Source organism: Nocardioides scoriae, assembly GCF_900104965.1.
Lineage (GTDB): Bacteria > Actinomycetota > Actinomycetes > Propionibacteriales > Nocardioidaceae > Marmoricola > Marmoricola scoriae.
In genome coordinates this window covers 334,181-358,043 of sequence record NZ_LT629757.1, presented here as the reverse complement: position 1 = coordinate 358,043, position 23,863 = coordinate 334,181, and the positions used below count along the sequence as shown (strand labels likewise).

At 72.2% G+C, this 23,863-nt stretch carries 21 protein-coding genes and 2 tRNA genes; 6 read left to right on the top strand and 17 right to left on the bottom strand.

Annotated features, from left to right (window positions below; translation table 11 throughout):
• The first annotated feature begins 66 nt into the window (after window positions 1-66).
• A complete protein-coding gene (locus BLU55_RS01720) occupies window positions 67-1,125 on the top strand; it encodes a hypothetical protein (RefSeq protein WP_197681067.1) in 1,059 nt (352 codons plus the stop codon).
• A 9-nt stretch (window positions 1,126-1,134) separates the two neighbouring features.
• Window positions 1,135-3,744 (top strand): valine--tRNA ligase, encoded by a 2,610-nt coding sequence (gene valS, locus BLU55_RS01715; protein WP_091725377.1) that lies wholly within the window; start codon window positions 1,135-1,137, stop codon window positions 3,742-3,744.
• Window positions 3,745-3,762: 18 nt separating this feature from the next.
• Here the strand turns inward: valS and BLU55_RS01710 are convergent, their stop codons facing one another.
• The 12 genes from BLU55_RS01710 to BLU55_RS01655 all read right to left on the bottom strand — a co-directional run bounded on the left by BLU55_RS01710 (window position 3,763) and on the right by BLU55_RS01655 (window position 13,697).
• Window positions 3,763-4,674 (bottom strand): hypothetical protein, encoded by a 912-nt coding sequence (locus tag BLU55_RS01710; RefSeq protein ID WP_091725376.1) that lies wholly within the window; start codon window positions 4,672-4,674, stop codon window positions 3,763-3,765.
• 179 nt (window positions 4,675-4,853) lie between these two features.
• Entirely contained in the window at window positions 4,854-6,131 is a 1,278-nt protein-coding gene (gene clpX, locus BLU55_RS01705) for an ATP-dependent Clp protease ATP-binding subunit ClpX (protein WP_091725375.1), read from the bottom strand.
• Between the two features lie 124 nt (window positions 6,132-6,255).
• Window positions 6,256-6,870: an ATP-dependent Clp protease proteolytic subunit gene (locus tag BLU55_RS01700; protein WP_091725374.1), complete on the bottom strand. Its 615-nt coding sequence runs from the start codon at window positions 6,868-6,870 to the stop codon at window positions 6,256-6,258.
• A 40-nt stretch (window positions 6,871-6,910) separates the two neighbouring features.
• A complete protein-coding gene (locus tag BLU55_RS01695) occupies window positions 6,911-7,510 on the bottom strand; it encodes an ATP-dependent Clp protease proteolytic subunit (protein ID WP_172833945.1) in 600 nt (199 codons plus the stop codon).
• 106 nt (window positions 7,511-7,616) lie between these two features.
• Complete coding sequence (locus BLU55_RS01690; RefSeq protein ID WP_091725373.1) at window positions 7,617-8,837, bottom strand: lipase family alpha/beta hydrolase; 1,221 nt, start codon at window positions 8,835-8,837, stop codon at window positions 7,617-7,619.
• A gap of 83 nt (window positions 8,838-8,920) precedes the next feature.
• Window positions 8,921-10,345 (bottom strand): trigger factor, encoded by a 1,425-nt coding sequence (gene tig, locus BLU55_RS01685; RefSeq protein ID WP_157682679.1) that lies wholly within the window; start codon window positions 10,343-10,345, stop codon window positions 8,921-8,923.
• Between the two features lie 40 nt (window positions 10,346-10,385).
• Window positions 10,386-10,458: transfer RNA gene (locus tag BLU55_RS01680), tRNA-Pro, on the bottom strand.
• 37 nt (window positions 10,459-10,495) lie between these two features.
• Window positions 10,496-10,566: transfer RNA gene (locus tag BLU55_RS01675), tRNA-Gly, on the bottom strand.
• Between the two features lie 73 nt (window positions 10,567-10,639).
• A complete protein-coding gene (locus tag BLU55_RS01670) occupies window positions 10,640-11,725 on the bottom strand; it encodes a PP2C family protein-serine/threonine phosphatase (RefSeq protein WP_231917137.1) in 1,086 nt (361 codons plus the stop codon).
• Between the two features lie 52 nt (window positions 11,726-11,777).
• Window positions 11,778-12,614, bottom strand: coding sequence for an Fpg/Nei family DNA glycosylase (locus BLU55_RS01665; RefSeq protein WP_091733285.1), 837 nt, complete (start codon window positions 12,612-12,614; stop codon window positions 11,778-11,780).
• Window positions 12,607-13,104 carry a ribose-5-phosphate isomerase gene (locus tag BLU55_RS01660; protein WP_091725371.1) on the bottom strand — a complete coding sequence of 166 codons (498 nt, stop codon included), beginning with the start codon at window positions 13,102-13,104 and terminating at the stop codon, window positions 12,607-12,609. The genes BLU55_RS01665 and BLU55_RS01660 overlap by 8 nt, the downstream gene beginning before the upstream one ends.
• 23 nt (window positions 13,105-13,127) lie before the next feature.
• Window positions 13,128-13,697, bottom strand: a complete 570-nt coding sequence (locus tag BLU55_RS01655) for an LURP-one-related/scramblase family protein (protein WP_091725370.1) — start codon at window positions 13,695-13,697, stop codon at window positions 13,128-13,130.
• 21 nt (window positions 13,698-13,718) lie between these two features.
• Here BLU55_RS01655 and cls point away from each other — a divergent pair, with 21 nt between their 5' ends.
• Window positions 13,719-15,206, top strand: coding sequence for a cardiolipin synthase (gene cls / locus BLU55_RS01650; protein ID WP_172833847.1), 1,488 nt, complete (start codon window positions 13,719-13,721; stop codon window positions 15,204-15,206).
• Between the two features lie 20 nt (window positions 15,207-15,226).
• On the opposite strand, the gene BLU55_RS01645 is transcribed toward cls, so the two are convergent.
• Window positions 15,227-16,111, bottom strand: coding sequence for an alpha/beta hydrolase (locus BLU55_RS01645; protein WP_091725369.1), 885 nt, complete (start codon window positions 16,109-16,111; stop codon window positions 15,227-15,229).
• Window positions 16,111-17,943, bottom strand: coding sequence for a methionine--tRNA ligase (metG, locus tag BLU55_RS01640; protein ID WP_091725368.1), 1,833 nt, complete (start codon window positions 17,941-17,943; stop codon window positions 16,111-16,113). Before metG ends, BLU55_RS01645 begins: the two co-directional genes overlap by 1 nt.
• 69 nt (window positions 17,944-18,012) lie before the next feature.
• Between metG and BLU55_RS01635 the strand changes: the two genes are divergently transcribed.
• The gene (locus BLU55_RS01635; RefSeq protein WP_231916996.1) at window positions 18,013-18,711 is read left to right on the top strand and encodes a GOLPH3/VPS74 family protein; all 699 of its coding nucleotides are present in this window, start codon (window positions 18,013-18,015) and stop codon (window positions 18,709-18,711) included.
• Between the two features lie 6 nt (window positions 18,712-18,717).
• Here BLU55_RS01635 and BLU55_RS01630 read toward each other — a convergent pair whose 3' ends face one another.
• Window positions 18,718-19,323 (bottom strand): mycothiol-dependent nitroreductase Rv2466c family protein, encoded by a 606-nt coding sequence (locus tag BLU55_RS01630; RefSeq protein WP_091725367.1) that lies wholly within the window; start codon window positions 19,321-19,323, stop codon window positions 18,718-18,720.
• 56 nt (window positions 19,324-19,379) lie between these two features.
• Between BLU55_RS01630 and pepN the strand changes: the two genes are divergently transcribed.
• Entirely contained in the window at window positions 19,380-21,944 is a 2,565-nt protein-coding gene (gene pepN, locus BLU55_RS01625; protein ID WP_091733279.1) for an aminopeptidase N, read from the top strand.
• Window positions 21,945-21,963: 19 nt separating this feature from the next.
• Here the strand turns inward: pepN and BLU55_RS01620 are convergent, their stop codons facing one another.
• Both BLU55_RS01620 and BLU55_RS01615 read right to left on the bottom strand, forming a co-directional pair.
• Window positions 21,964-22,344 carry a DUF5130 family protein gene (locus tag BLU55_RS01620; protein ID WP_091725366.1) on the bottom strand — a complete coding sequence of 127 codons (381 nt, stop codon included), beginning with the start codon at window positions 22,342-22,344 and terminating at the stop codon, window positions 21,964-21,966.
• Entirely contained in the window at window positions 22,331-22,654 is a 324-nt protein-coding gene (locus tag BLU55_RS01615) for a hypothetical protein (RefSeq protein ID WP_091725365.1), read from the bottom strand. The genes BLU55_RS01620 and BLU55_RS01615 overlap by 14 nt, the downstream gene beginning before the upstream one ends.
• A 145-nt stretch (window positions 22,655-22,799) precedes the next feature.
• On the opposite strand from BLU55_RS01615, the gene BLU55_RS01610 reads away from it, so the two are divergent.
• Window positions 22,800-23,795, top strand: a complete 996-nt coding sequence (locus BLU55_RS01610) for a mechanosensitive ion channel family protein (RefSeq protein ID WP_231916995.1) — start codon at window positions 22,800-22,802, stop codon at window positions 23,793-23,795.
• The last annotated feature ends 68 nt before the right edge of the window (window positions 23,796-23,863 follow it).

Here is a 23,863-nt window from a genome sequence, read left to right as displayed (position 1 = left end):
AGGCGGGCGCCGAGACGTTCACGCGCTCGCTCCTCGCCGTTCACCGGACCCCGGCACCGTCGGCCCGTGCCCACCCCCCTGCGCCACCGCCTCGTCGTGTCCCTGACCGCTGCCGTCCTCGCCGGGCTCGTGACCGGGAGCGTGGCCGCCGCCGCGCCCGCGTCCGCCACGGACCGGGCGCCCGGACCCGCCGAGCGCCGCGCGCCGTACTCCTTCGCGGTGATCGGCGACCTGCCCTACGGCCCCACCGAGGAGGCGCGCTTCCCCGGCTTCGTGGACGCCCTGTACGCCGCACCGGGCCTCTCCCTGGTCGCGCACCTCGGCGACGTCAAGAACGGGTCGTCGACCTGCGACGACGCCCGCCTGGAGGCGGTGCGCACCCAGTTCGACCGGCTCCGGGACCCGCTCGTCTACACCCCGGGCGACAACGAGTGGACCGACTGCCACCGCACCAACAACGGCGCCTACCAGCCGCTGGAGCGCCTCGACGCCGTGCGCGACCTGTTCTTCCCCCGGCCCGGTCGCACCCTCGGCGGCGCGATGCGGGTGACCTCGCAGGCCGGCCGCGGCTACCCCGAGAACGTCCGCTGGGTGCGCGCCGACGTCTCCTTCGCGACCCTGCACGTCGTCGGCAGCAACAACGACCTCGCCCCGTGGACCGGGATCGGGCAGACCACCCCCACGGCCGCGCAGGTCCAGGAGCAGTGGCGCCGCATGGACGCCGCCATCGCCAACGTGCACCAGGCCTTCGCCGAGGCGCGGCGCCACCACCGCCGCGCCGTGGTGCTGATGCAGCAGGCCGACATGTTCGACCCGACGGTCACCGACCCGCAGCCCGCGGCGTACTCCGCCTTCCGGCCGCTCGTGCAGGCGATCGTCGACGAGTCGCGACGGTTCCGCGGCCCGGTCCACCTCTTCGACGGCGACAGCCACGTCTACCGCCACGACCGTCCCCTCGCCCGCGGGTCGCAGTGGCTCGACTTCTACCAGGTGCGGGGCCGGGCCGACCGGCTGGTGCGCACCACGGTCGACGGCGAGGAGCGGGGCACCCACACCTACCTGGAGGTCACCGTCTCCCCCCGGAGCCCCCAGGTGCTGCGCATGGAGCGGGTCCCCGTTTCGTAGGATCCGTCCATGACGTCACCCGCCTCGACCGACCCGACCACGACGACCGCGACGCCTGCGGTCGCCGTACCGGACAAGGCGGCGCTGGAGGGCCTGGAGGCGACCTGGTCGCAGCGCTGGAAGGCCGACGACACCTACGCCTTCGACCGCACCCGCCCCCGGTCCGAGGTCTACTCGATCGACACCCCTCCCCCGACCGTGTCGGGGTCGCTCCACGTCGGCCACGTCTTCAGCTACACCCACACCGACCTGGTCGCTCGCTACCAGCGGATGCGGGGCAAGTCGGTCTTCTACCCGATGGGCTGGGACGACAACGGGCTGCCGACCGAGCGCCGGGTCCAGAACTACTTCGGCGTGCGCTGCGACCCCTCGCTGCCCTACGACGCCGACTTCACCCCGCCCGAGAAGCCCGACCCCAAGCGGCAGGTCCCGATCAGCCGGCCCAACTTCATCGCGCTGTGCGAGCGGCTGGTCGAGGAGGACGAGCAGGTCTTCGAGCAGCTGTGGCGCACCCTGGGGCTCTCGGTCGACTGGAAGCAGCACTACACGACCATCGGGCCCAAGGCCCAGCGCGTCAGCCAGCGGGCCTTCCTGCGCAACTTCGCCCGCGGCGAGGCCTACCTGCAGGAGGCGCCCACGCTGTGGGACGTCACCTTCCAGACGGCCGTCGCCCAGGCCGAGCTCGAGGCGCGGGAGTACGCCGGCGCCTACCACCGGGTGGGCTTCCACGCCCCCGACGGCCCGGTGCACGTCGAGACCACCCGCCCCGAGCTGATCGCCAGCGTCGTGGCCCTCATCGCCCACCCCGACGACGAGCGCTACCAGTCGCTGTTCGGCACCACCGTGACCTCGCCCGTCTTCGGCGTCGAGATCCCGGTGCTCGCCCACCCCGCCGCCGAGCCCGACAAGGGCTCGGGCCTGGTGATGTGCTGCACCTTCGGCGACCTCACCGACGTCACCTGGTGGCGCGAGCTGCAGCTCCCGGTCCGCACCGTCATCGGACGTGACGGCCGGCTGACCCGCGAGACCCCGGCCTGGCTCGCGGCGCCGGCGGCAGCGGCGGCGTACGACGAGCTGGCGGGGAAGACGACCTTCAGCGCCCGCGAGGCCATGGTCGCGCTGCTGCGCGCGTCCGGCGACCTCGAGGGCGAGCCGAGGCCGACCCAGCGGATGGCCAACTTCTACGAGAAGGGCGACAAGCCGCTCGAGATCGTCGCCACCCGCCAGTGGTACGTCACCAACGGCGGCCGCAGCGCCGAGCTCCGCGGCGAGATGCTCGAGCGCGGGGCCGAGATCACCTGGGTGCCGAATCACATGAAGCACCGCTTCGACAACTGGGTGGGCGGCCTCAACGGCGACTGGCTCATCTCGCGGCAGCGCTTCTTCGGGATCCCGTTCCCGGTCTGGTACCCCCTCGACGGCGAGGGCGAGCCCGACCACGACCACCCGCTGCTGCCCCGCGAGGACCAGCTGCCGGTCGACCCCTCGACCCAGGCACCGTCCGGGTACGACGAGGACCAGCGCGGCAAGCCGGGCGGGTTCGTCGGCGACCCCGACGTGATGGACACCTGGGCGACCTCCTCGCTCACGCCGCAGATCGCGGGCGGCTGGGAGGAGGACCCCGACCTGTTCGAGCGGGTCTTCCCGATGGACCTGGCCACGCAGGCCCACGACATCATCCGGACCTGGCTGTTCTCCCGGGTGGTGCGCGCCCACTTCGAGAACCATGCCTCGCCGTGGAGCCACGCGCTCATCTCCGGCTTCATCGTCGACCCCGACCGCAAGAAGATGTCGAAGTCCAAGGGCAACGTCGTGGTGCCCTCCGAGGTGCTCGACAAGTACGGCGCCGACGCCGTCCGCTGGCGCGCCGCCATGGCCCGCCCGGGCCTGGACTCCCCCTTCGACGAGACCCAGATGAAGGTGGGGCGCCGGCTGGCGCTCAAGGTCCTCAACGTCGCCAAGTTCGTGCTCGGCAGCGTCGGGGCCACCGCGGTCGATCCCGCCACCGTCACCGCCCCGGTCGACCGCTCGCTGCTGACCCGCCTGGGCACCACCGTCACCGAGGCCACGCGCGCCTTCGACGCCTACGACTACACGACCGCGCTCGAGACGACGGAGAAGTTCTTCTGGGACTTCTGCGACGACTTCGTCGAGCTGGTCAAGGAGCGCGCCTACGGCGACGAGTCGGACCCCGACACCGCGTCGGCCCGGGCAGCGCTGGCCACGGCCCTGCACGTGCAGCTGCGGCTGCTCGCGCCCTTCCTGCCCTACGCGACCGAGGAGGTCTGGTCGTGGTGGCAGCAGGGCTCGGTGCACCTGTCCGCGTGGCCCACCACCTCGGAGCTGGGCGATGCCGCTTCCGGTGACGCCGCCGTGCTCGATGCCGTGGCCGCCGTGCTGGCCGGGGTCCGCGGCGCCAAGTCCACGGCCAAGGTCGGCATGCGGACCCCCGTCGAGCACGCCCGGGTCACCGGCAGCGAGCCCGCCCTGGCGGCGGTCCGCAGCGCCGAGCGCGACCTGCGGGCGGTGGGCTCGATCACCGGCGAGCTCGAGCTGGTGCCGGGCACCGGCGAGGTCACCGTCGAGGCCACCCTGGGCGAGCCGCCGCCGAAGCGCTGACCCGACCGGGGCGGGGGCTCAGTGGCCCTTGCCCCGGGCCTTCCCACCGGCGTGGCCCTGGCCGCTGGTCCTGCCGTTGGCGTGGCTCTTCCCGTGGGCCTCGCCCCTGGCCGTGCCGTCGGAGTGGCCCCGGGTGCCGGCGCGGTCGTGGCCGCCGCCCCGCTCCCGACCCTGGCCCTGACGGGGCGCCCGCTCCGGCCGGTCCGGTGTGGCAGTCCTCGCGGACGCCGACGGCCGCGGCGCCGGGGTCGCGGCGGCCCGTCCCTCACGGCCGTGGCGCTGCTGGCCGGGTGCCTCCGCGTGGCCGGTGCGACGTCCGGTCCGGTCGTCGGCGGACGCGGGACGCCCGGAGCGGCGGTCGTCGTGGCCGGCGACCGGGGACTCGGGGACCGGGGTGCTCGAGGTCGGCGTCGGCTGCGCGTCGTCACGGCCCGAGCCGCGGTGCTCGGTCGCGGCGGACCGGCGCTCGCCGGAGCCGCCCGAGGTCCCGCCCGACGTCGCGCCGGCGCTCCTGCCCAGGGTCCCGCCCGTGGTCCTGGTCGTGGTCGGCGCGGCCGACCGGGCGCCGGAGCCGGCCGGAGCGGCGGTGACCGCCGGAGCGGCGCGGACGTTCTCGACGGTGGTGGTCGCGGCCGTGTCCACCGCGGGGGCGACGGGCTGTGCGGGGGCGGGCGCCAGGCCCAGGCCGACCAGGTCGGGCACCGTCAGGACCACGTCTGGCGTCGACGGGAGCTGCGGGTCGACGAGGTCGCCCGCACGCGGCGTCAGCACCTCGCCCGGCCTCACGGGGGCGGAGGCCTGCAGCCGTGCGCCGTCGCGCAGCCGGCCGACGCCCTCGCGGACCGCCGCCAGGTTCTGCCCCACGATGAGGGCCACCAGGCACAGCACGGCGAGGAAGGCGACCAGCGGTCGCCGGTGCTCGGCCTCCATGACGCTCCCCCCGATGGTGCGCCCCGGTGTCGACGTGGGGCGTGACGTCGTGGCGTCAGATTACGGGCAAATCCGTCCGACCCTCGCACTGGTCTACCAAACGCGCGCAGTGGTCTAACCCGACGAGCCGCGCCTCCCGACCAGCGGGGGGCGCGGCTCGTGGACGAGGCCGGACGAGGTCAGGCGGACTTCTTCTTCTTGGGCTCCTCGCGGGGCACCAGCGTCGGGGCCACGTGGTCGGTGACGACCTCGCCGGTGACGACGACCTTGGCGATGTCGGTGCGCGAGGGCACGTCGTACATCACGTTGAGGAGCACCTCCTCGATGATCGCGCGGAGCCCACGGGCACCGGTGCCACGCTCCATGGCACGGTCCGCGATCGCCTGGACCGCGTCGGTGGTGAACTCCAGCTCGACGCCGTCGAGGTCGAAGAGCTTCTGGTACTGCTTGAGCAGCGCGTTGCGCGGCTCGGTGAGGATCTGCACCAGCGCCGCCTGGTCCAGCTTGTTGACGCTGGCGATGAGCGGCAGCCGCCCGATGAACTCGGGGATCAGGCCGAACTTGACCAGGTCCTCGGGCCGCACCTGGTTGAACATCTCGTCGGGGTCGGTCTCGCGGGTGCTGCGCATCTCGGCGGTGAAGCCGAGCGACTTCTTGCCCACCCGCTGCTCGACGATGTGCTCGAGGCCCGCGAACGCGCCGCCGACCACGAACAGGATGTTGGTGGTGTCGATCTGGATGAACTCCTGGTGCGGGTGCTTGCGGCCCCCCTGCGGCGGCACCGAGGCGGTGGTGCCCTCGAGGATCTTGAGCAGGGCCTGCTGCACGCCCTCGCCCGAGACGTCGCGCGTGATCGACGGGTTCTCGGCCTTGCGGGCCACCTTGTCGATCTCGTCGATGTAGATGATCCCCGTCTCGGCCTTCTTGACGTCGTAGTCGGCGGCCTGGATCAGCTTGAGCAGGATGTTCTCGACGTCCTCGCCGACGTAGCCCGCCTCGGTCAGGGCGGTGGCGTCGGCGATCGCGAACGGCACGTTGAGCATCCGCGCCAGGGTCTGGGCCAGGTAGGTCTTGCCACACCCGGTGGGACCGATGACGAGGATGTTGGACTTCGCCACCTCGACGGCGTCCTCACGGCTCTTGGAGGAGCCCGAGGCGACGCCGGCCTGCACGCGCTTGTAGTGGTTGTAGACCGCCACGGCGAGCGACTTCTTGGCCGTCTCCTGGCCGATCACGTAGGAGTTGAGGAACTCGAAGATCTCGCGCGGCTTGGGCAGCTCGTCGAGGCCCACCTCGGAGGTCTCGTTGAGCTCCTCCTCGATGATCTCGTTGCACAGGTCGATGCACTCGTCGCAGATGTAGACCCCGGGGCCTGCGATCAGCTTCTTGACCTGCTTCTGGCTCTTCCCGCAGAAGGAGCACTTGAGCAAGTCTCCCCCGTCACCGATCCGTGCCACTGGTCACGACTCCCAATCTCCGCGCCGGACGAGTCCGACGTGTATCCGTTCCACCCTGCTCAGGACTGCTGCTGACCGTACTCCGAGATCGCGTCCCCGGGGCGGGGACACGACGATGCCGCGACTAGCGACCGGCCCCGATGGCGACGGCCTTGCGCGACTCCAGGATGGAGTCGATCAGGCCGTACTCGAGGGCCGCGGCCGAGGTCAGGATCTTGTCGCGCTCGATGTCGATGTTGACCTCCTCGGGCGTCTTGCCGGAGTGCTCGGCGATGAGCTTCTCGAGCAGCTCGCGCATCCGCAGGATCTCGTTGGCCTGGATCTCGATGTCCGAGGACTGGCCGTAGGTGCCCTCGGTGTAGGGCTGGTGGATGAGGATCCGGCTGTTGGGCAGCGCCAAGCGCTTGCCCGGCGCACCGGCGGCGAGCAGCACGGCGGCGGCGGACGCGGCCTGGCCCAGGCACACCGTCTGCACGTCGGGCTGGATGAACTGCATCGTGTCGTAGATGGCCGTCATCGCGGTGAACGAGCCACCGGGGCTGTTGATGTAGATCTGGATGTCGCGCGAGGGGTCCATCGACTCCAGGCACAGCAGCTGGGCCATCACCGCGTTGGCGATGTCGTCGCTGATCGGGGTGCCGAGGAAGATGATGCGGTCCTCGAAGAGCTTGGCGTAGGGGTCGATGCGACGGACGCCGTAGGACGTCCGCTCTTCCCACTGCGGGATGTAGTAGTTCATGTCGAGCTCGATTCTGGTCGCGTCGGGACGGTCGGGAGGATCACTGGCCGCGGGCCGGGCGGCCCTCGTCGGCCGCCTCGCGCGCGCTGCTGATGACGTGGTCGATGAAGCCGTAGTCCTTGGCCTGACTGGCGGTGAACCAGCGGTCGCGGTCGGAGTCGCGCTCGATCTGCTCCAGGGTCTGGCCGGTGTGCTCGGCGATCAGCTCCTGCATCACCTTCTTGATGTGCAGCGACTGCTCCGCCTGGATGCGGATGTCGGAGGCCGAGCCGCCCATGCCGCCGGAGGGCTGGTGCATCATGATCCGCGCGTGGGGCAGCGAGTAGCGCTTGCCGGCCGTGCCCGCGCAGAGCAGGAACTGGCCCATGGAGGCGGCCAGGCCCATCGCGACGGTGGCGACGTCGTTGGGGATGTAGTTCATGGTGTCGTAGATCGCCATGCCCGAGTCCACCGAGCCGCCGGGGCTGTTGATGTGGAGGAAGATGTCGGCCTCGGGGTCCTCCGCGCTGAGCAGCAGCAGCTGCGCGCAGATGGCGTTCGCGTTCTGGTCGCGGACCTCGGAACCGAGGAACACGATCCGCTCGCGGAGCAGACGCTGGTAGATGTGGTCGTCGAGGCCGTTCGACGCTCCACCGTTCATCTCGGGAGCGACCTGGCCGGTCATGGGGTTCTGGGTCACGATCCCGACCCTAGACGGCGCCACCGACATTTCCATGGGCAGACCCCCTCTGTTCGCCCACAGCAGATCAGCCGGCGGCCTCGTCCCGCGTGGGCGGGTCGGTGCGGTCGCGCAGCCAGCCGCGGAGGGCCTCGTAGACCCGGTCGTGGTTGAGCAGGTCGAAGTGGTCGCCGCGGATGTGGAGGGTCTCCGCGCCGGGGAACATCTCCTCCCCGCGGCGGGGCCGGCCCATCGCCGAGGCGTACGGCACGAGCAGGTCGCCGAGCGAGCCCGCGGTCACCGAGCGGGGGGACGCGGTCATGGTCGCGGCGACCAGGCGGTAGCGCGCCCGCGGCAGGTTCTGCACGTCGCGCGCCAGCCCGTGGCGCAGGTCGAGGATCCCGACCGAGCGGTACTCCAGGATGCGGCCGAACGGCGCCGCCTCGGGCAGCCGCCCCAGGGCGCCGACGCCGTGGTTGACCACCCGCTCCAGCGGGGCGCCGAGGTGCGGGGTGCCGAGGCAGACCACGTCGGTCACCAGCTCGGTCCACGGGGTGTCGCGGTCGGTGGTCACGGCGCAGGCCGCCCGCAGCACCAGCCCGCCCATGGAGTGGCCGACCAGCGCGAGCCGACGCACCTCGACGGGCCAGTGCTCGAGGAGCCGGTCGAGCAGGGCGGCCATCGCGACGGCGTTCTGCGCGACCGGGAGACCGGTGTTGACCCGGACGAAGACGGGCGTCCAGCCGTCCTCGTCCGCGAGCCGCTCGCCGTAGCTGCGACGGTCCTGCCGGTGCTCGCGCCGGGGCCTGGCCTCGCGGGACCAGAAGGACTCGTTCTCGCACAGGCCGTGGACGAACACGACGACCTTGCCGGTGGCCGCCGGGAACGCCGCCGCGACGCCGGCGGCGTCGAGCACGACGTCCTCGTCGCCGACCCGCACCCCCATGTCGAAGGCGAAGGGGTGCCCCTGCTCGACGAGCCGGTCGCCGATCAGGCCGTTGACCGCCGAGCTGAGGAAGCGGCCCTGGGGCGTGGCCTCGAGGGGGCCTCCGAGACCGCGCCGCCCGGCGTGCTCGAGACCGCGGGCACCGGCCTTGAGGCCCAGGCTGATGCCGGAGTAGACGCAGCGGGCGATGCCGTCGTGGAGCCGGTGGCCCAGGGTCGGGCCGCCCCCCTGGAGACGGTCGTTGATGCCGTGCAGGCGGCCGGCCACGGCGCCGTGGACGTCGCGGATGGTGCCGACGACGAGGTCCTCGGCGTAGTCGGCGGCCAGTGCGGCCGCGTCGAGGGTGCTGGCACGGGAGCTCACAGTGGACAAGTGTTCACCGAAAAGAGGGGCCGGGTCAACGACCCGGCCCCTCCGTCCCGCGTGGCGGGTGCGCTCGTGCGAGCTCAGGCGTCCTTGGACTCGCCCTCGGCGGCCTCGGCGGGCTCCTCGGTCGGCTCGGAGTCCTCGGAGGCCTCGGAGGCCTCGGCCTCCGGGTCACCCAGGCTGCCGTCGGGGCGCAGGTTCTTCAGGTCCACCGGGTTGCCGGACTCGTCGGTGACGGTCGCCGACTCCACGATCTGGGCCAGGGCCTTGCCGCGCACCACCTCCGAGACCATCTCGGGGATGTGGTTGTGCTCGAGCATGTGCTTGATGAACTCCTCGGGGTTCTGCCCCGACTGCTGGGCCCGACGCATCAGGTGGGCCTGGAGCTCGTCCTGCTCGACGCCGATCTCGGAGGTCTTGGCGATCTCGTCGAGCAGGAACTGCGAGGCGACCGCGTCGCGCACGCGCTTCTCCAGCTCGGCCTCGAACTCGTCGATGGTCTGGCCCTCGTTGTCGAGGTAGGACTCCATCGTCATGCCGGCGTAGGCGAGCTGCTGCTCGATCTCCTGGCGACGGGCGGCGAGCTCCTCGGTGACGAGGGTCTCGGGCAGCGGGACCTCGGCGCTGTCGAGCAGCTGCTCCAGGACGGCGTCGCGGGCGGCGGCCGCCTGCTCGAGGCGCTTGCCGCGCTCGAGGCGGGTGGTGACGTCGGCGCGCAGCTCCTCGACGGTGTCGAACTCCGAGGCGGTCTGGGCGAAGTCGTCGTCGAGGTCGGGGAGCTCCTGCTCCTTGACCGCGGAGACCTTGACCAGCACCTGCACGTCCTGGCCGGCGAGGTCGCCGCCCACGAGCTGCGAGGTGAAGGTCGCCTCCTCGCCCGCGGACAGGCCGCGCAGGGCCTCGTCGATGCCCTCGAGCATCTGGCCGGAGCCGACCTTGTAGGAGTAGTCGGAGACCTGGCCGCCCTCGATGGCCTCGCCCTCGGCGGTGCTGGCCTCGAGGTCGATGGTCACCAGGTCGTCGTCCTGGGCGGCGCGCTCGACGTCCTTGAGGGTCGCGAAGCGCTCGCGGAGGGCCTCGACCTGCTCGTCGACGTCCTCGTCGCTCACGGCGAGGTCGTCGACCTGCACGCTCAGCCCGTCGTACGCCGGGACGGTGATCGTCGGGCGGACGTCGACCTCCGCGACGAACTCGAGCAGGGTGTGGTCCTCGAGCTTGGTGACGTCGATCTCGGGCTGCGCGACCGGCTGGAGGTCGTTGTCCTGCAGCGCCTGGACGTAGAGCTGCGGGAGGGCGTCGTTGATGGCCTGGTCGAGGACCGCGCCGCGGCCGACCTGGCGGTCGATGACCGGCGGGGGCACCTTGCCCTTGCGGAAGCCGGGGACGTTCACCTGCTTGGCGATGGTCTGGTAGGCCGCGTCGAGGCTCGGCTTGAGCTCCTCGAAGGGCACCTCGACGGTGATCTTGGCCCGGGTCGGGCTCAGCGTCTCGACGGCGCTCTTCACAGGTCTGTCTCCTCGTGTGTTCGGGGGTGGTGCGGACGGGTCGGGGCGACAGGACTCGAACCTGCGGTCTCCTGCTCCCAAAGCAGGCGCGCTAGCCACTACGCTACGCCCCGTCGAGCGCCCTCCCAGGGGGCTGGGAAGGCCGTGCAGAGCGGATGACGGGAATCGAACCCGCGTCATCAGTTTGGAAGACTGAGGCTCTACCATTGAGCTACATCCGCGCGCGCCTCACTCCTGCGTCAGCAGCGAGGCGGGGACCATCGTGCCACAGCCGCGGCCTCCGGCTCGAACCGGCTACCAGCGCCGGTGGACCACCACGAGGGCCCGGTCGTCGTTGGTCTGCTGCATGGTCGCGACCAGCATCTCGGCGCCGCCGTCGAAGCCGCGCTGCAGCAGCCGCTCCCCCAGGCCGGCGAGCTTGTCGATGCCCAGGGAGATGTCGCGCTGCGCCGTCTCGACGAGCCCGTCGGTGAACAGCAGCAGGCCGTCGCCGGCCGAGAGGTGCCCGGTGACGCACTCGAAGTCGGCGTCCTCCATCAGGCCCAGCACCGGCCCGTCGGAGTTGACCACGCTCCAGCGGCCCGACCCGGCGTGCAGCCACACCGCAGGCGGGTGCCCGGCCTTGCGCAGCTCGAAGTCGCCCGTGGTGAGGTCGAGGTGGAGGTGGATCGCGGTGGCGAACCCCTCCTCCCAGCTCTGGGCGAGCAGGTAGTCGTTGGCGGCCGGCAGGAACTCCTCCCCCGGGAGCGCGGAGACGATGCCGTTGAAGGCGCCGGAGAGGAACAGCGAGCGCGAGCCGGCCTCCACACCCTTGCCGGACACGTCGACCACCACCAGGTCGAGCCGGTCGTCGAGGGTGCGACGGGCCACGATGAAGTCGCCGGCGAAGGAGGTGCCGCCGGCCGCGCGGAAGACCGACTCGGCGAGCCAGCGGTCCGGCAGCGCGGGCAGCTGGCCCTGGCGGTTGATGCGGTCGCGCAGGTCGACGAACATCGACTCCCCACGGCGGCCCGAGACGCCGAGCCGGCTGCGGCGGAACGACGTCGCCATGATGATGATGCCGACGAGGAAGACGATCCCGACCCGGGTGACGTTCTGGTAGATCGGCCTTCCCTCGGCGTTGGTGAAGTCCACCGAGTAGGCCAGCTGCACGGTCACCCCGACGCAGACGAGCACGATGAACCACGGCAGCGACCGCGGCCCCAGGAACAGGCTGCCCATCACCATCGGCAGCACCAGCGCGCCGAACGGGACCCAGGCCTCCTGGGTGAGCCCCAGCACGGTGAGCCCGACCGTGAGCGCGACCAGGCCGAGGAGCGGCAGCCGGTCGGAGACCGACAGCTCTCGTCGGAGGCGCGTCAGCTGGTTGCGGGGCGACATCACGTCTCGCAAGGTCACAAGCGGGCGCTTTCGGTCGGTGCGGGAAGGGGGATCAGACTACGGCGCGGGACCGGAACACGGGCTGGCAACGCGGACACCAGAACAGGTTGCGCTGCTGCAGCTCCTCGGTGCGCACGGTGGCGCCGCACACCAGGCACGGCTGGCCCTGGCGCCGGTAGACGTAGTTCCTGACCCGTCGGCCCTCCACCTTCGACGCCTCCCGCGCGACCGCCGCGTGCTCGGGTCGCAGGGTGCGGATCGCGCCGTCGCGGACGCCGTCGTGCAGCAGCACCACGAGGTCCTCCCACAGCGCCGCGAACTGGCCGCGGCGCAGCGTCCTCCCGGGCCGCAGGGGGTGCAGCCGGTGGCGGAAGAGGACCTCGGCCCGGTAGACGTTGCCGACCCCCGCGACCACCGTCTGGTCCATCAGCATCGCGCCGATGGCGACCTTGCTGCGGCTGATGCGCTCCCAGGCCAGCAGCGGGTCGGCCGCGGGGTCCAGCGGGTCGGGACCCAGCCGGGCCAGGATCGCGGCGTGCTCCTCGGGCGTCACGGTCTCGCAGGCGGTGGCACCGCGCAGGTCGGCCCACGACCGCTCGGAGACCAGCCGCATCCGGACCTGGCCCACCGGGTCGGGGACCTCGCCCCCACGCCGGTCGTGGACCGCGAACTTGCCGTAGAGGCCGAGGTGGACGTGCACGCTCGGCACGTCCTCGAGGTCGAGGAACAGGTGCTTGCCGCGCGAGCTCGCCTCCACGAGGCGGTGGCCGTCGAGCTGCGCGGCCGACTCCGCGAACCTGCCCTGCGGGCTGCTCACCCGGACGACGTCGCCGGCGAAGGCGTCGCGCAGCGAGGTGGCCAGGCGGTGGAGGGTGTGGCCCTCAGGCATCCGGGCCGTGCCCGAGCGCGGAGTCGGGCAGGGGCGGCAGGTCACCGGTCGACTCGTACGCCGCGAGCATCTCGATGCGGCGGGAGTGGCGCTCCTCGCCGCTGAAGTCGGTGGTGAGGAAGACCTCCACGAAGCGCGTCATGTCCTCGAGGCTGTGCATCCGGCCCCCGACCGAGACCACGTTGGCGTCGTTGTGCTGGCGGCCCAGGGCCGCGGTCTCCTCGCTCCAGGCGAGCGCACAGCGCACCCCCGCCACCTTGTTGGCCGCGATCTGCTCGCCGTTGCCGGAGCCACCGATGACCACGCCGAGGCTGCCCGGGTCGGCCACCACGCCGGCGGCCGCCCGCAGGCAGAACACCGGGTAGTCGTCGAGGGCGTCGTAGACGAAGGGGCCGTGGTCGACGGGCTCGAAGCCGTGCTCGCGCAGCCACCCGACGAGGTGGTCCTTCAGCTCGAGGCCGGCGTGGTCGGAGCCGAGGTGCACGCGCATGGGGCCAGGCTAGTCCGGGACGCTCAGCGGGCCAGCAGGGCGTCCAGGCCCACCGCCATCGACGCCGCGAGGCGGAAGTCGATGCGCGGGTCCAGGACCGCCACGGTGTAGCGGTCGCGCAGCGACACCTGCCGCTCGGAGGTCATCACCACCTGGCCGGTGGCGGTGTCGACGAAGTCGAAGTGGAAGGGCAGCGGGATGTCGACGAAGCGCCGCACGAGCGCGACGAGCTGGTTGCGCTCGCGGCCCGTCGCCTCCAGGCCGAGGGCGCTGAGCTGGAAGGTCGAGCGCAGCAGGCTGGCGCCGAAGTCCTTGCGGAAGGAGCCGAGGTGTCCCCCCTCGGCGTCGCGGACGTCGTACCCGGCGCCGAGGTCGAGGCGCTGGCGCGCCTGGAAGGAGAAGACCGGGAGGGTGCGGTCCTCGTCGCGGTAGAAGGTGACCTGCTCCTTGAAGGCCAGCCGCTTCTGCTGCGCGATCGCCATCAGCCGCCCGTCGGAGCCGTCCTCGTGGGACTCGATGATCTCGTAGCGGTTGACCATCATGGTCAGCTTCTGGCGGACGTAGAAGCGGGGAAGATACATCTGCGCGGTCATGCGCCCACCCTAGGAGGACCCGTGCTCCCCTCGTCCGACACCACGGTCGTGCTGTCCGTGGTCGGCGCGCTCGTCGTCGTGCTCGAGGTGGCGCTGCGCGTGGTCGCCCTCGGCGTCATCCCGGGCAACCGCAAGCCCTCGACCGGCATGGCCTGGCTGCTGCTGGTGCTGCTCAGCCCCCTGGTGGGCCTGGTGGCGTTCGCCTTCCTCGGCTCCAACCGGGTCGGCAAGCGTCGTCACGCCCGCCAGCGCGAGATCAACGCCGCCATGAACGAGCGGGTCGACGCGCTCCCCCGCGCGGGCGCCGACGAGCTGCGCCCGGTGGTGCGCACCGTCGTCGAGCTCAACCGCGGGCTGGGCGCGCTGCCGCTGGTCGACGACGTCGACGTGGTGCTGCTGGAGGACTACGCCGACACCATCGCGGCGATGACCGAGGCGGTCGAGCGCGCCCACCACCACGTGCTGGTGGAGTTCTACATCAGCGCCTGGGACGACGTGACCGCGCCGTTCTTCGAGGCGCTGGTGGCCGCCACCGAGCGCGGGGTCTCGGTCCGGCTGCTCTTCGACCACCTCGGCTCGCGCGGCATCCCGGGCTACCGCGGCTTCCTGCGCCGGCTGCGGGCGACCGACATCGACTGGCACCCGATGCTGCCCATCCAGCCGCTGAGGCGCCGCTTCCGCAGGCCCGACCTGCGCAACCACCGCAAGCTGCTCGTGGTCGACGGGCTGGTCGGCTTCACCGGCAGCCTCAACCTGGTCGAGCCGGGCTACAACAAGCCCGCGAACCACCGCGCCGGCCGCGAGTGGGTGGAGCTGATGTGCCGCGTCGAGGGGCCGCTGGTGACCGAGCTGGCGGCGGTGTTCGCCTCCGACTGGTTCTTCGAGACCGACGAGCGGGTCCCCGTGGAGGGCGCCGGCCGGCCCGCGCCCGACCCCCGCTCCGCGGAGGCGGTGACCGGCGTGAAGGCCCAGGTCGTGCCGTCCGGGCCGGGGTACGACGAGGAGAACAACCTGCGGATGTTCACCACCCTCATCTACGCCGCCACCGACCGGATCAGCCTCACCAGCCCCTACTTCGTCCCCGACGAGTCCCTGCTGTACGCCGTCACGACGGCCGCGCGCCGGGGCGTGGCGGTGGAGCTGTTCGTCAGCGAGCAGAGCGACCAGTTCATGGTCGGCCACGCCCAGGCGTCGTTCTACGAGGAGCTGCTGCGCTCGGGGGTGGTGATCCACCTCTACCCCGCGCCGTACGTGCTGCACTCCAAGCACTTCACCGTCGACGACGACGTCGCGGTGATCGGCTCGAGCAACATGGACCAGCGCTCGTTCGCCCTCAACTACGAGGTGTCGGCGATGCTGCTCGGCCCCGAGGTGGTCTCCCGGGTGCGGCAGGTCGAGGACCACTACCGCGCGCTGTCGCGCCCGCTCACCCTCGACGAGTGGGCGCTGCGCCCGCGCCGGACGAGGTACGTCGACAACGTGATGCGGCTGACCTCGGCCCTGCAGTAGGCGCGGCCGGGAGCAGGTCCTCAGCCGTGCTGGCGCAGGAAGCCCGCGACCTGGCGGGTGAGCGGCTCGGCGGCGACGAAGACCGACGGGTGGCGCCAGAAGCCGTGGACCTGCCCGAGGTAGCGGGTCGCGGTCACCTCGACGCCCAGCTCGGCGAGGGTGCGGGCCAGGTGCTCGCCCTCGTCGCGCAGCGGGTCGCCCTCCGCGGTGACCACCAGGGTCGGCGGGAGCGTGGCGAGCCGGTCGGAGAGCAGCGGGGCCAGGTCGGGGTCGTCGAGGTCGGCCGGCGACGCGGCGTACTGCTCCCAGTACCAGGCGGCGCTCGCGGGGTCGAAGCCCACGCCCTCGAGCGCGTAGGAGTCGGAGCCGCCCCGCGGGTCGAGGAACGGGTAGGTCAGCGCCAGCGCGGTGATCCGGCCCGGGTGGCGCAGCGCGGCCACCAGCACGAGGTTGGCACCCGCGCTGTCCCCGTGGGCGTACGTCGGGCCGGCGACCCCCTCGTCGGCGGCGTGCGCCTCGAGCCAGGCCAGCACGGTCGACACGTCGTCGGGCGCCGCCGGGAAGCGGTGCTCGGGCGGTCGCCGGTAGTCCACGCTCAGCACCGCGACGCCCGCCCGGTCGGCCAGCCTCCGGGCGGCGTTGTCGTGGACCTCGACGTCGTTGAGCACGAAGCCGCCGCCGTGCACGTGGACCACCACGCCGGGGGCCGCGCCGGCCGGGACGTAGAGCCGGCAGGGCACCCCGTCGGCGTCGAGGTCGCGGACCTGCTCGACCGGCTCCCGGGGCTCGCGGGCAGCCTGCTCGCGCGCCTCGCGGCGCGACGCGGCGACGTCGAAGGCGGGGTCGTGGACCGGGACCTCGCCGGCGGCGGCCTCGACGGCGCGTCGCACGTGGGGGAACAGCATCAGGCCTCCTCGGTGGCGGGCTCGTCGCCCCGCAGCCGACCCAGCTCCTCGTCGACGACGGCGGTGTCGAGCTTGGTGAAGACCGGGGTCGGCTTGGCCACCGGCGTGCCGACCACCACCGGTCGCCGCTCCCACCGGGCCGCGGTGGTGTAGTCGCCGGTGAGCACCGGGTAGCCCGCTCCCCCGTCGAGGTCCTCGGCCTCGACCAGCTGCGGCATCGGCTGCACCCGGCCCTCGCCGCCCAGCACCTGGTCGACGGCGTTCGCCGAGAACGGCAGGAACGGCGAGAGCACCGTGTTGAGGTCGGTGACGCACTGGGCCAGCACGTGCAGCACGGTGCCGAGTCGCTCGCGCTGGTCGTCGCCCTTGAGCGTCCAGGGCGCGGTGTCGGTGACGTAGCGGTTGACCTCGGAGACCACCCGCATCGCCTCGCCGATCGCCGCCTTCTGGCGGTGCCGGGCGATCAGGTCGCCCACGACCTCGAAGGTGGCGCCCACCCGGTCGAGCAGCGCCTGGTCGGCCGCCTCGAGGGGACCCGCCGGCGGGACCTCGCCGAAGCTCTTCGCGATCATCGACGCCGTGCGGTTGACCAGGTTGCCCCAGCCGGCGACCAGCTCGTCGTTGGTGCGGCGCACGAACTCCGCCCAGGTGAAGTCGCTGTCCTGGTTCTCGGGTCCGGCGGCGGCCACGAAGTAGCGGAACGCGTCGGGCTGGTAGCGGCTGAGCAGGTCGCGGACGTAGATCACCACGCGCTGCGAGGAGGAGAACTTCTTGCCCTCCATGGTGAGGAACTCGCTGGAGACGACCTCGGTCGGCAGGTCGAGGGCGCCGAACCGACCGGGCTCGCCGCCCTTGTCGCCCTTCCCGGAGTAGGCCAGCAGCTCGGCGGGCCAGATCTGGCTGTGGAAGGTGATGTTGTCCTTGCCCATGAAGTAGTAGGACAGCGCCTCGGGGTCGTTCCACCACTGCCGCCAGGCCTCGGGGTCGCCGCCGTTCTCGGCAGCGTTGCGCCGGGCCCACTCGATGCTGGCCGAGAGGTAGCCCACGACCGCGTCGAACCAGACGTAGAGCCGCTTGGTGGGGTTCTCGCGCCACCCGTCGAGCGGGATCGGGATCCCCCAGTCGATGTCGCGCGTCATCGCGCGCGGCCGGATGTCCTCGAGGATGTTCTGGCTGAACTTGATGACGTTGGGGCGCCAGGTGCCGCTCGCCTCGCGCTCGTCGAGCCACTCCCCCAGGGCCGCGGCCAGGGCCGGCAGGTCGAGGAAGAAGTGCTGGGTCTCGACGAACTCCGGCGTCTCCCCGTTGATGCGCGAGCGCGGCCGCACCAGGTCCGCGGGGTCGAGCTGGTTGCCGCAGTTGTCGCACTGGTCGCCGCGGGCCTTGTCGTAGCCGCAGATCGGGCAGGTGCCCTCGATGTAGCGGTCGGGCAGGGTGCGCCCGGTGGAGGGGCTGATGGCGCCGTACGTCGTCTGCTCGATGAAGTAGCCGTTGGCGTGGACGCCGGTGAACAGCTCCTGCACCACCGCGGTGTGGTTGCGGGTGGTGGTGCGCGTGTAGAGGTCGTAGGAGATGCCCAGCGCCGCCAGGTCCTCGGCGATCACCCGGTGGTTCTGGTCGGCCAGCTCCTGCGGCGTCGTGCCGGCCTCGTCGGCCGCGATCAGGATCGGGGTGCCGTGCTCGTCGGTGCCCGAGACCATCAGCACGTCGTGACCGGCCATCCGCATGTAGCGGCTGAACACGTCGGACGGCACGCCGAAGCCGGCCACGTGGCCGATGTGGCGGGGGCCGTTGGCGTAGGGCCAGGCGACGGCGGAGAGGACTCGACTCATGGGGGTGATCCTAGGTTCCGGTGACATCTCGCACTGGCGGTGGGCGGGCGCCCTGCCTAGCGTCGGGCCATGGACGCCGTGACGACGCTGATCGCCGAGGACCTGCTGCTGCTCCTGCTCGACGACGAGTCGGGGAAGCTGAGCCACGCCACCTACCTCGACGTCGGGCTCGGGGGCGCCCTCCTGGTCGACCTCGCCCTGGGCGAGCACGTCGACGTCGACGCACCGGGGAGGAAGTGGGGCTTCACCCAGCCCGGCCGGGTGCGGGTGACCGGGTCGCTGCCCGGCGACCCGGCGCTGCGGGCGGCGTACGACAAGGTCGCGGAGAAGGAGCGCACCGCCCAGGACCTCGTCGGCCGGCTGGGCCGCAAGCAGCGCGACCCGCTGCTGGAGCGGCTGGCCGGGCGCGGGCTGGTCGAGCGCCGCGAGGACAAGGTGCTGGGGCTGTTCCCCACCACCCGGTGGCCGGCCGCCGACGCCCGCCACGAGGAGCACGTGCGGCGCGCGCTGGAGGCCACCCTGCTGCGCGGCGACCGCCCCGACCCGCGCACCGGTGCGCTGGTGGCGCTGCTGCACGGCCTCGGGGTGGCCCACCGCGTCGTCGAGCGCGGCGACGTCGGCGCCGGCGAGGTGAAGAAGCGCGCCAAGGCGGTCGCCGAGGGCGACTGGGCGGCCAAGGGCGTGGCCGACGCCGTGGCCGCGGCCCAGGCGGCGATGGTGGCCGCCATGGCCGCGACCACGGCGGCCACCGCCGCGACGTCGAGCTGAGGTCGGCTAGCTGAAGTCGAGGTCGGCGGAGCGGCTGCGCTTGAGCTCGAAGAACAGCGGGTACGACGCGACGGCGACGCAGCCGTCCCAGAGCTTGCCCGCCTCCTCGCCGCGGGGCGCCTTGGTGATGACGGGCCCGAAGAACGCGGTGTCGTTGATGTGGATGGTGGGCGTGCCGACGTCGTCGCCGACGGCGTCCATGCCCTCGTGGTGGCTCTTCGCCACGGCCTCGTCGAGCGACGTGTCGTCCCAGGCCTCGATCAGCTCGGCCGGCAGGCCGGCGTCGGCGAGGGCGTCGACGCCGATCTGGCGGTCGAACTCCTGCTGCTCGACGTGGATGCGGGTGCCCATGGCCGTGTAGAGAGGCAGCAGCACCTCGCTGCCGTGCTCCTGCTCGGCCTTGATGCACACCCGCACCGGGCCCCAGGCCTTGTCGAGCATCTCGCGGTAGTCCTGCGGGATGTCCTTGTCCCGGTTGAGGTAGGCCAGGCTCATCACGTGCCAGTGCACCTCGATGTCGCGCACCTGCTCGACCTCGAGGATCCACCGCGAGGTGATCCAGGCGAACGGGCAGCGGGGGTCGAACCAGAAGTCAGCGCGGTCTTTGCTCATGACTCCGCAACCTAGCCCGGGTCCGGGCGATTCCCCGCGGTGACATGATGCCGCTCATGCCTGGAACGAACCTGACCCGCGACGAGGCGCAGACCCGCGCCGCCCTGCTGGACGTCACCACCTACGACGTCGAGCTCGACCTCACCCTCGGCGAGACCTCCTTCGGGTCGACCACGACCCTGCGCTTCAGCTGCCGCGAGCCGGGTGCCGCGAGCTTCGCCGACCTGGTCGGTGCCGAGGTCCACGAGATCACCCTCAACGGCCGCGCGCTCGACCCCGCCACGGCGTACGCCGACCACCGGATCGCGCTCGACGACCTCGCCGCCGACAACGAGCTGGTGGTCCGGGCGACCTGCGCCTACTCCCGCACGGGCGAGGGCCTGCACCGCTTCGTCGACCCTGCCGACGACCGGGTCTACACCTACACGCAGTTCGAGGTGCCCGACGCCCGCCGCGTGTTCACCACCTTCGAGCAGCCCGACCTCAAGGGCCGCTTCGTCTTCCACGTCACCGCGCCGTCGGCGTGGCTGGTCGTCTCCAACGCCCCCACCCCCGACCCCGAGCCCCTCGCCGGGCACGACGGGACCTCGGTGTGGCACTTCCCCGCGACCGAGCGGATGTCGACCTACATCACGGCGATCATCGCCGGCGAGTACCACGCGGAGCACGACGTCTACCGCGGCCGCTTCGGCGACATCCCGCTGGGCCACTACTGCCGCCAGTCGCTGGTCGAGCACATGGACACCGCCGAGCTGGTCAAGCTCACCAGCCAGGGCTTCGCCTTCTTCGAGGAGGCCTTCGACTACCCGTACCCGTTCCACAAGTACGACCAGCTCTACGTGCCGGAGTACAACATGGGCGCGATGGAGAACGCCGGCGCCGTGACGCTGCGCGACGAGTACCTCCCCCGCAGCCGCCAGGACGCGTCGTTCTACGAGTTCCGGGCCTCGGTGATCCTCCACGAGATGGCCCACATGTGGTTCGGCGACCTGGTGACCATGCGCTGGTGGGACGACCTGTGGCTCAACGAGTCCTTCGCCGAGTGGGCCTGCTACCACGCCGCGGTCGAGGCGACCGAGTTCGACGAGTCCTGGACCGGCTTCACCAACGCCCGCAAGAACTGGGCGCTGCGCCAGGACCAGCTGCCCAGCACCCACCCGATCGCCGCTGACAACCACGACCTGCAGGCGGTCGAGGTCAACTTCGACGGCATCACCTACGCCAAGGGCGCCTCGGTGCTCAAGCAGCTCGTCGCCTGGGTGGGCCTGGACAACTTCCTGGTCGGGCTGCGGGCCTACTTCAAGGCCCACGCCTTCGACAACTCGGAGTTCAGCGACCTGCTGGGTGCCCTGGAGACCGCCTCGGGGCGCGAGCTGGACTCCTGGGCCAAGGAGTGGCTGCAGACCAGCGGCGTCAACACCCTCACCCCGCGGTTCGAGCTCGACGACGAGGGCCGCTACACCTCCTTCTCGGTGGAGCAGAGCGCGACCGTCGAGCACGCCACGCTGCGCCGCCACCGCCTCGGCATCGGGCTCTACGACGAGGTCGCCAACGACGACGGCGAGCTGCGCCTGGTGCGTCGCACCGCGGTCGAGGTCGACGTCGAGGGCGAGTCGACGGTCGTCGACGCGCTGGTCGGCACCACCCAGCCCGACCTGCTGCTGCTCAACGACGGCGACCTGACCTACGCCAAGATCCGGCTCGACGACCGCTCGCTGGCCACCGTCGTCGGCGGCCTGGGCCGCCTCGACGACTCGCTGGCGCGGGCGCTGTGCTGGGGAGCCGCGTGGGACATGACCCGTGACGCCGAGATGCGGGCGACCGACTTCGTCGAGCTGGTGCTCGGCAACGTCGCCGCCGAGACCGACGCCTTCGGGTCGAGCCGGATCCCGGCGTACGCCTCGCAGGCGGTGCACCACTTCTCCGCCCGCGAGGGCCGCGCGGCGCTGCGCGACCACTGGGAGCAGGGCCTGCGCCGGCTGCTCGACGAGGCCGAGCCGGGCAGCGACCACCAGCTGACCTTCGTGCGCGCCCTGGCGTCGGTGGCCCACTCCGAGGAGTCGCTCGCCCTGGTCGAGAGCCTGCTCGACGGCAGCCGTGCGGTCGAGGGCCTGGTCGTCGACACCGACCTGCGCTGGACCCTGGTCGGCTCCCTGGCCCGGGCCGGGCGCGCCGACGACGCCCGCATCGACGCGGAGCTGGAGCGCGACCACACCATCTCCGGCCAGGAGCGGGCCGCCGCCGCCCGCACGGGCCGCCCCACCGCCGAGGCCAAGGCCGAGGCGTGGGAGCTGGCCGTGGTCCGCGACGACGTGCCCAACGAGACCCAGCGCAGCGTGGTCCTCGGCTTCATGCAGCCGGGCCAGGACGAGGTGCTCGAGCCCTACGTGGAGCGCTACCTGTCGGTGGCCGACACGCTGTGGGAGGAGAAGGGGACGCAGCGCGCCTCCACCGCCCTGGAGCACCTGTTCCCGCGGCCGCTGGCCTCGGCCGCGCTGCTGGAGCGGGTCAACCGCTGGCTCCAGGAGTCACCGGCCAACCCGGCCGCCAAGCGCTACGTCCGCGAGGGCGCGGCCGACGTGGAGCGCTACCTGGCCGGCCAGGAGTTCGACGCCCGCTGAGCGCGGGAGCGCGCCCCGCTCAGCTGCCGTGCAGCGAGCGGGGTGCGCGGGCCGCCTCGGCCAGCTGGTTGACGCCGTGCTTGACGCCGGCGACCACGTCACCGGACGCGAACGCCGACTGCATCCCGGCCACGGCCAGGCGCACGGCGCCATCGTCGAGGCTGCGGCGCACCACCTCGCCGGTGACGACCTCGAGCCGACGTGCGGCGGGGTCGACCAGGATCAGGACGCTGCGGGCGGGGTTGTTCAGCGCGGCGTGCAGGCGCTGGGCGAAGGGACGGGTCTCGCCCTGGGCCGCCCCGACGTAGACGGAGAACTCGAAGCGGCAGGTCGTCTCGGCGGTGCGGATCGCCCGGTCGATCTCGGCCTGCTGCGCGGCGTTGAACTCACCAGCTGGCACTGGTGCCCCCGGCGCCCTTGCTCCCGGCCTCGAGCTGCTGGGGCGAGACCTCGTCGGCCGCGCCCAGGCCCTTGGTCGGACCGCCGAACCACTCGGGCTCCCCGCGCCACGCGGCGCCGGGCTCGTAGCCCTTGTCGCGCGTCAGCGACGGCAGCACCGAGAGCAGCACCACGACCGCGGCGACGCCCAGCGGGATGATGACCAGGACCAGCAGGAAGCCGAGGATCGAGACGTCGGGCGCCTGCTCCCAGCGCTCGGGGGTGTCGGCCGAGGCCGACGACACCAGCGAGGACGCGAGCACGAGGCTCACGGACCCGGCGGCGACCAGGGACAGACGGCCCGGTGAGGGGCGACGGAGACGGCGGCCACGGCGGGCTGGGTCGTGAGTCAACACACGTCGAGTCTAGCCGGGCTCGGCTTGGTCGAGCTCCACGCGGGCTCGTAGCCTCCCTCACATGCTCGTCCCCACCCCCCTGCTCGACATGCCGACCCAGTGCCGAGAGACCGACAGCTGGACCTGCGCCGCGGTCTACGACTGGACCGGCAACGAGGTCGCGGCCCGCGCGGCGACGTGGCTGATCGGCAAGCCGGCCGCGATCGTCGGCCTGCTGCTGGGGGCGCTGGTGGTCCGGTGGCTGGCGACCAAGGCGGTCGACCGCGTCGTGCAGCGCGCCGAGATGACGCCGCTGCCGGGCGCCCGCGCCGTGCACACCCGCCGGGCCCAGCGGGCCCGCAGCCTCGGCACCCTGCTCAAGAGCATCCTCACCACCGTCGTGTTCGGCATCGCCTTCGTGATGGTGCTCTCCGAGATCGGGGTCGACGTCGCGCCGATCCTCGCCAGCGCCGGCGTCCTGGGCCTGGCCATCGGCTTCGGCGCGCAGAACCTCGTCAAGGACTTCCTCTCGGGCGTGATGATGATGGTCGAGGACCAGTACGGCGTCGGCGACGTCGTCGACCTGGGCGAGGCCGTCGGCACCGTCGAGGCGGTCGGCCTGCGCGTCACGCGGCTGCGCGACGTCAACGGCACCGTCTGGTACGTCCGCAACGGCGAGATCCTGCGCGTCGGCAACCAGAGCCAGAACTGGGCGCGCACGGTGCTCGACGTCAACGTCGGCTACACCGAGGACCTGGTGCGGGTGCGCCGGATCCTCGCCGAGGTCGCCCACGGGCTGTGGGAGGACGAGGACTACCGCGACGTGGTCATCGAGGAGCCCGAGGTCTGGGGCGTGGAGAACCTCGGCCCCGACGGCGTCGTGGTCCGCGTGACCCTCAAGACCGCGCCGCTGGAGCAGTGGGCGGTGGCCCGCGAGATGCGCCAGCGCATCAAGGGCCGCTTCGACCACGAGGGCATCGTGATCCCGCTCCCCCAGCGGGTGGTCTGGCACCACGACGCGCCGCCCCGCCCCGGCGACCCCCGCTCCGGCGACCAGCGGCCCGCCCCGGCTGAGTAGGGGTGCTCACCTCGGGTTGAGTCCTTCGGCCGGTGCGCTCGGGACCCCTGCTGCCGGACGATCGGTCC

Bases quoted from the DNA above. Each gene is read 5' to 3' on its own strand.
- BLU55_RS01655 (WP_091725370.1), bottom strand. From the start codon at position 13,697: ATGACCGCGCAGATGTATCTTCCCCGCTTCTACGTCCGCCAGAAGCTG.
- BLU55_RS01710 (WP_091725376.1), bottom strand. From the start codon at position 4,674: ATGGAGGCCGAGCACCGGCGACCGCTGGTCGCCTTCCTCGCCGTGCTG.
- metG (WP_091725368.1), bottom strand. From the start codon at position 17,943: ATGAGTCGAGTCCTCTCCGCCGTCGCCTGGCCCTACGCCAACGGCCCC.
- pepN (WP_091733279.1), top strand. From the start codon at position 19,380: ATGCCTGGAACGAACCTGACCCGCGACGAGGCGCAGACCCGCGCCGCC.
- BLU55_RS01630 (WP_091725367.1), bottom strand. From the start codon at position 19,323: ATGAGCAAAGACCGCGCTGACTTCTGGTTCGACCCCCGCTGCCCGTTC.
- BLU55_RS01665 (WP_091733285.1), bottom strand. From the start codon at position 12,614: ATGCCTGAGGGCCACACCCTCCACCGCCTGGCCACCTCGCTGCGCGAC.
- BLU55_RS01610 (WP_231916995.1), top strand. From the start codon at position 22,800: ATGCTCGTCCCCACCCCCCTGCTCGACATGCCGACCCAGTGCCGAGAG.
- valS (WP_091725377.1), top strand. From the start codon at position 1,135: ATGACGTCACCCGCCTCGACCGACCCGACCACGACGACCGCGACGCCT.
- BLU55_RS01695 (WP_172833945.1), bottom strand. From the start codon at position 7,510: ATGAACGGTGGAGCGTCGAACGGCCTCGACGACCACATCTACCAGCGT.
- BLU55_RS01670 (WP_231917137.1), bottom strand. From the start codon at position 11,725: ATGTCGCCCCGCAACCAGCTGACGCGCCTCCGACGAGAGCTGTCGGTC.
- BLU55_RS01635 (WP_231916996.1), top strand. From the start codon at position 18,013: ATGGACGCCGTGACGACGCTGATCGCCGAGGACCTGCTGCTGCTCCTG.
- BLU55_RS01700 (WP_091725374.1), bottom strand. From the start codon at position 6,870: ATGAACTACTACATCCCGCAGTGGGAAGAGCGGACGTCCTACGGCGTC.
- BLU55_RS01660 (WP_091725371.1), bottom strand. From the start codon at position 13,104: ATGCGCGTGCACCTCGGCTCCGACCACGCCGGCCTCGAGCTGAAGGAC.
- BLU55_RS01645 (WP_091725369.1), bottom strand. From the start codon at position 16,111: ATGCTGTTCCCCCACGTGCGACGCGCCGTCGAGGCCGCCGCCGGCGAG.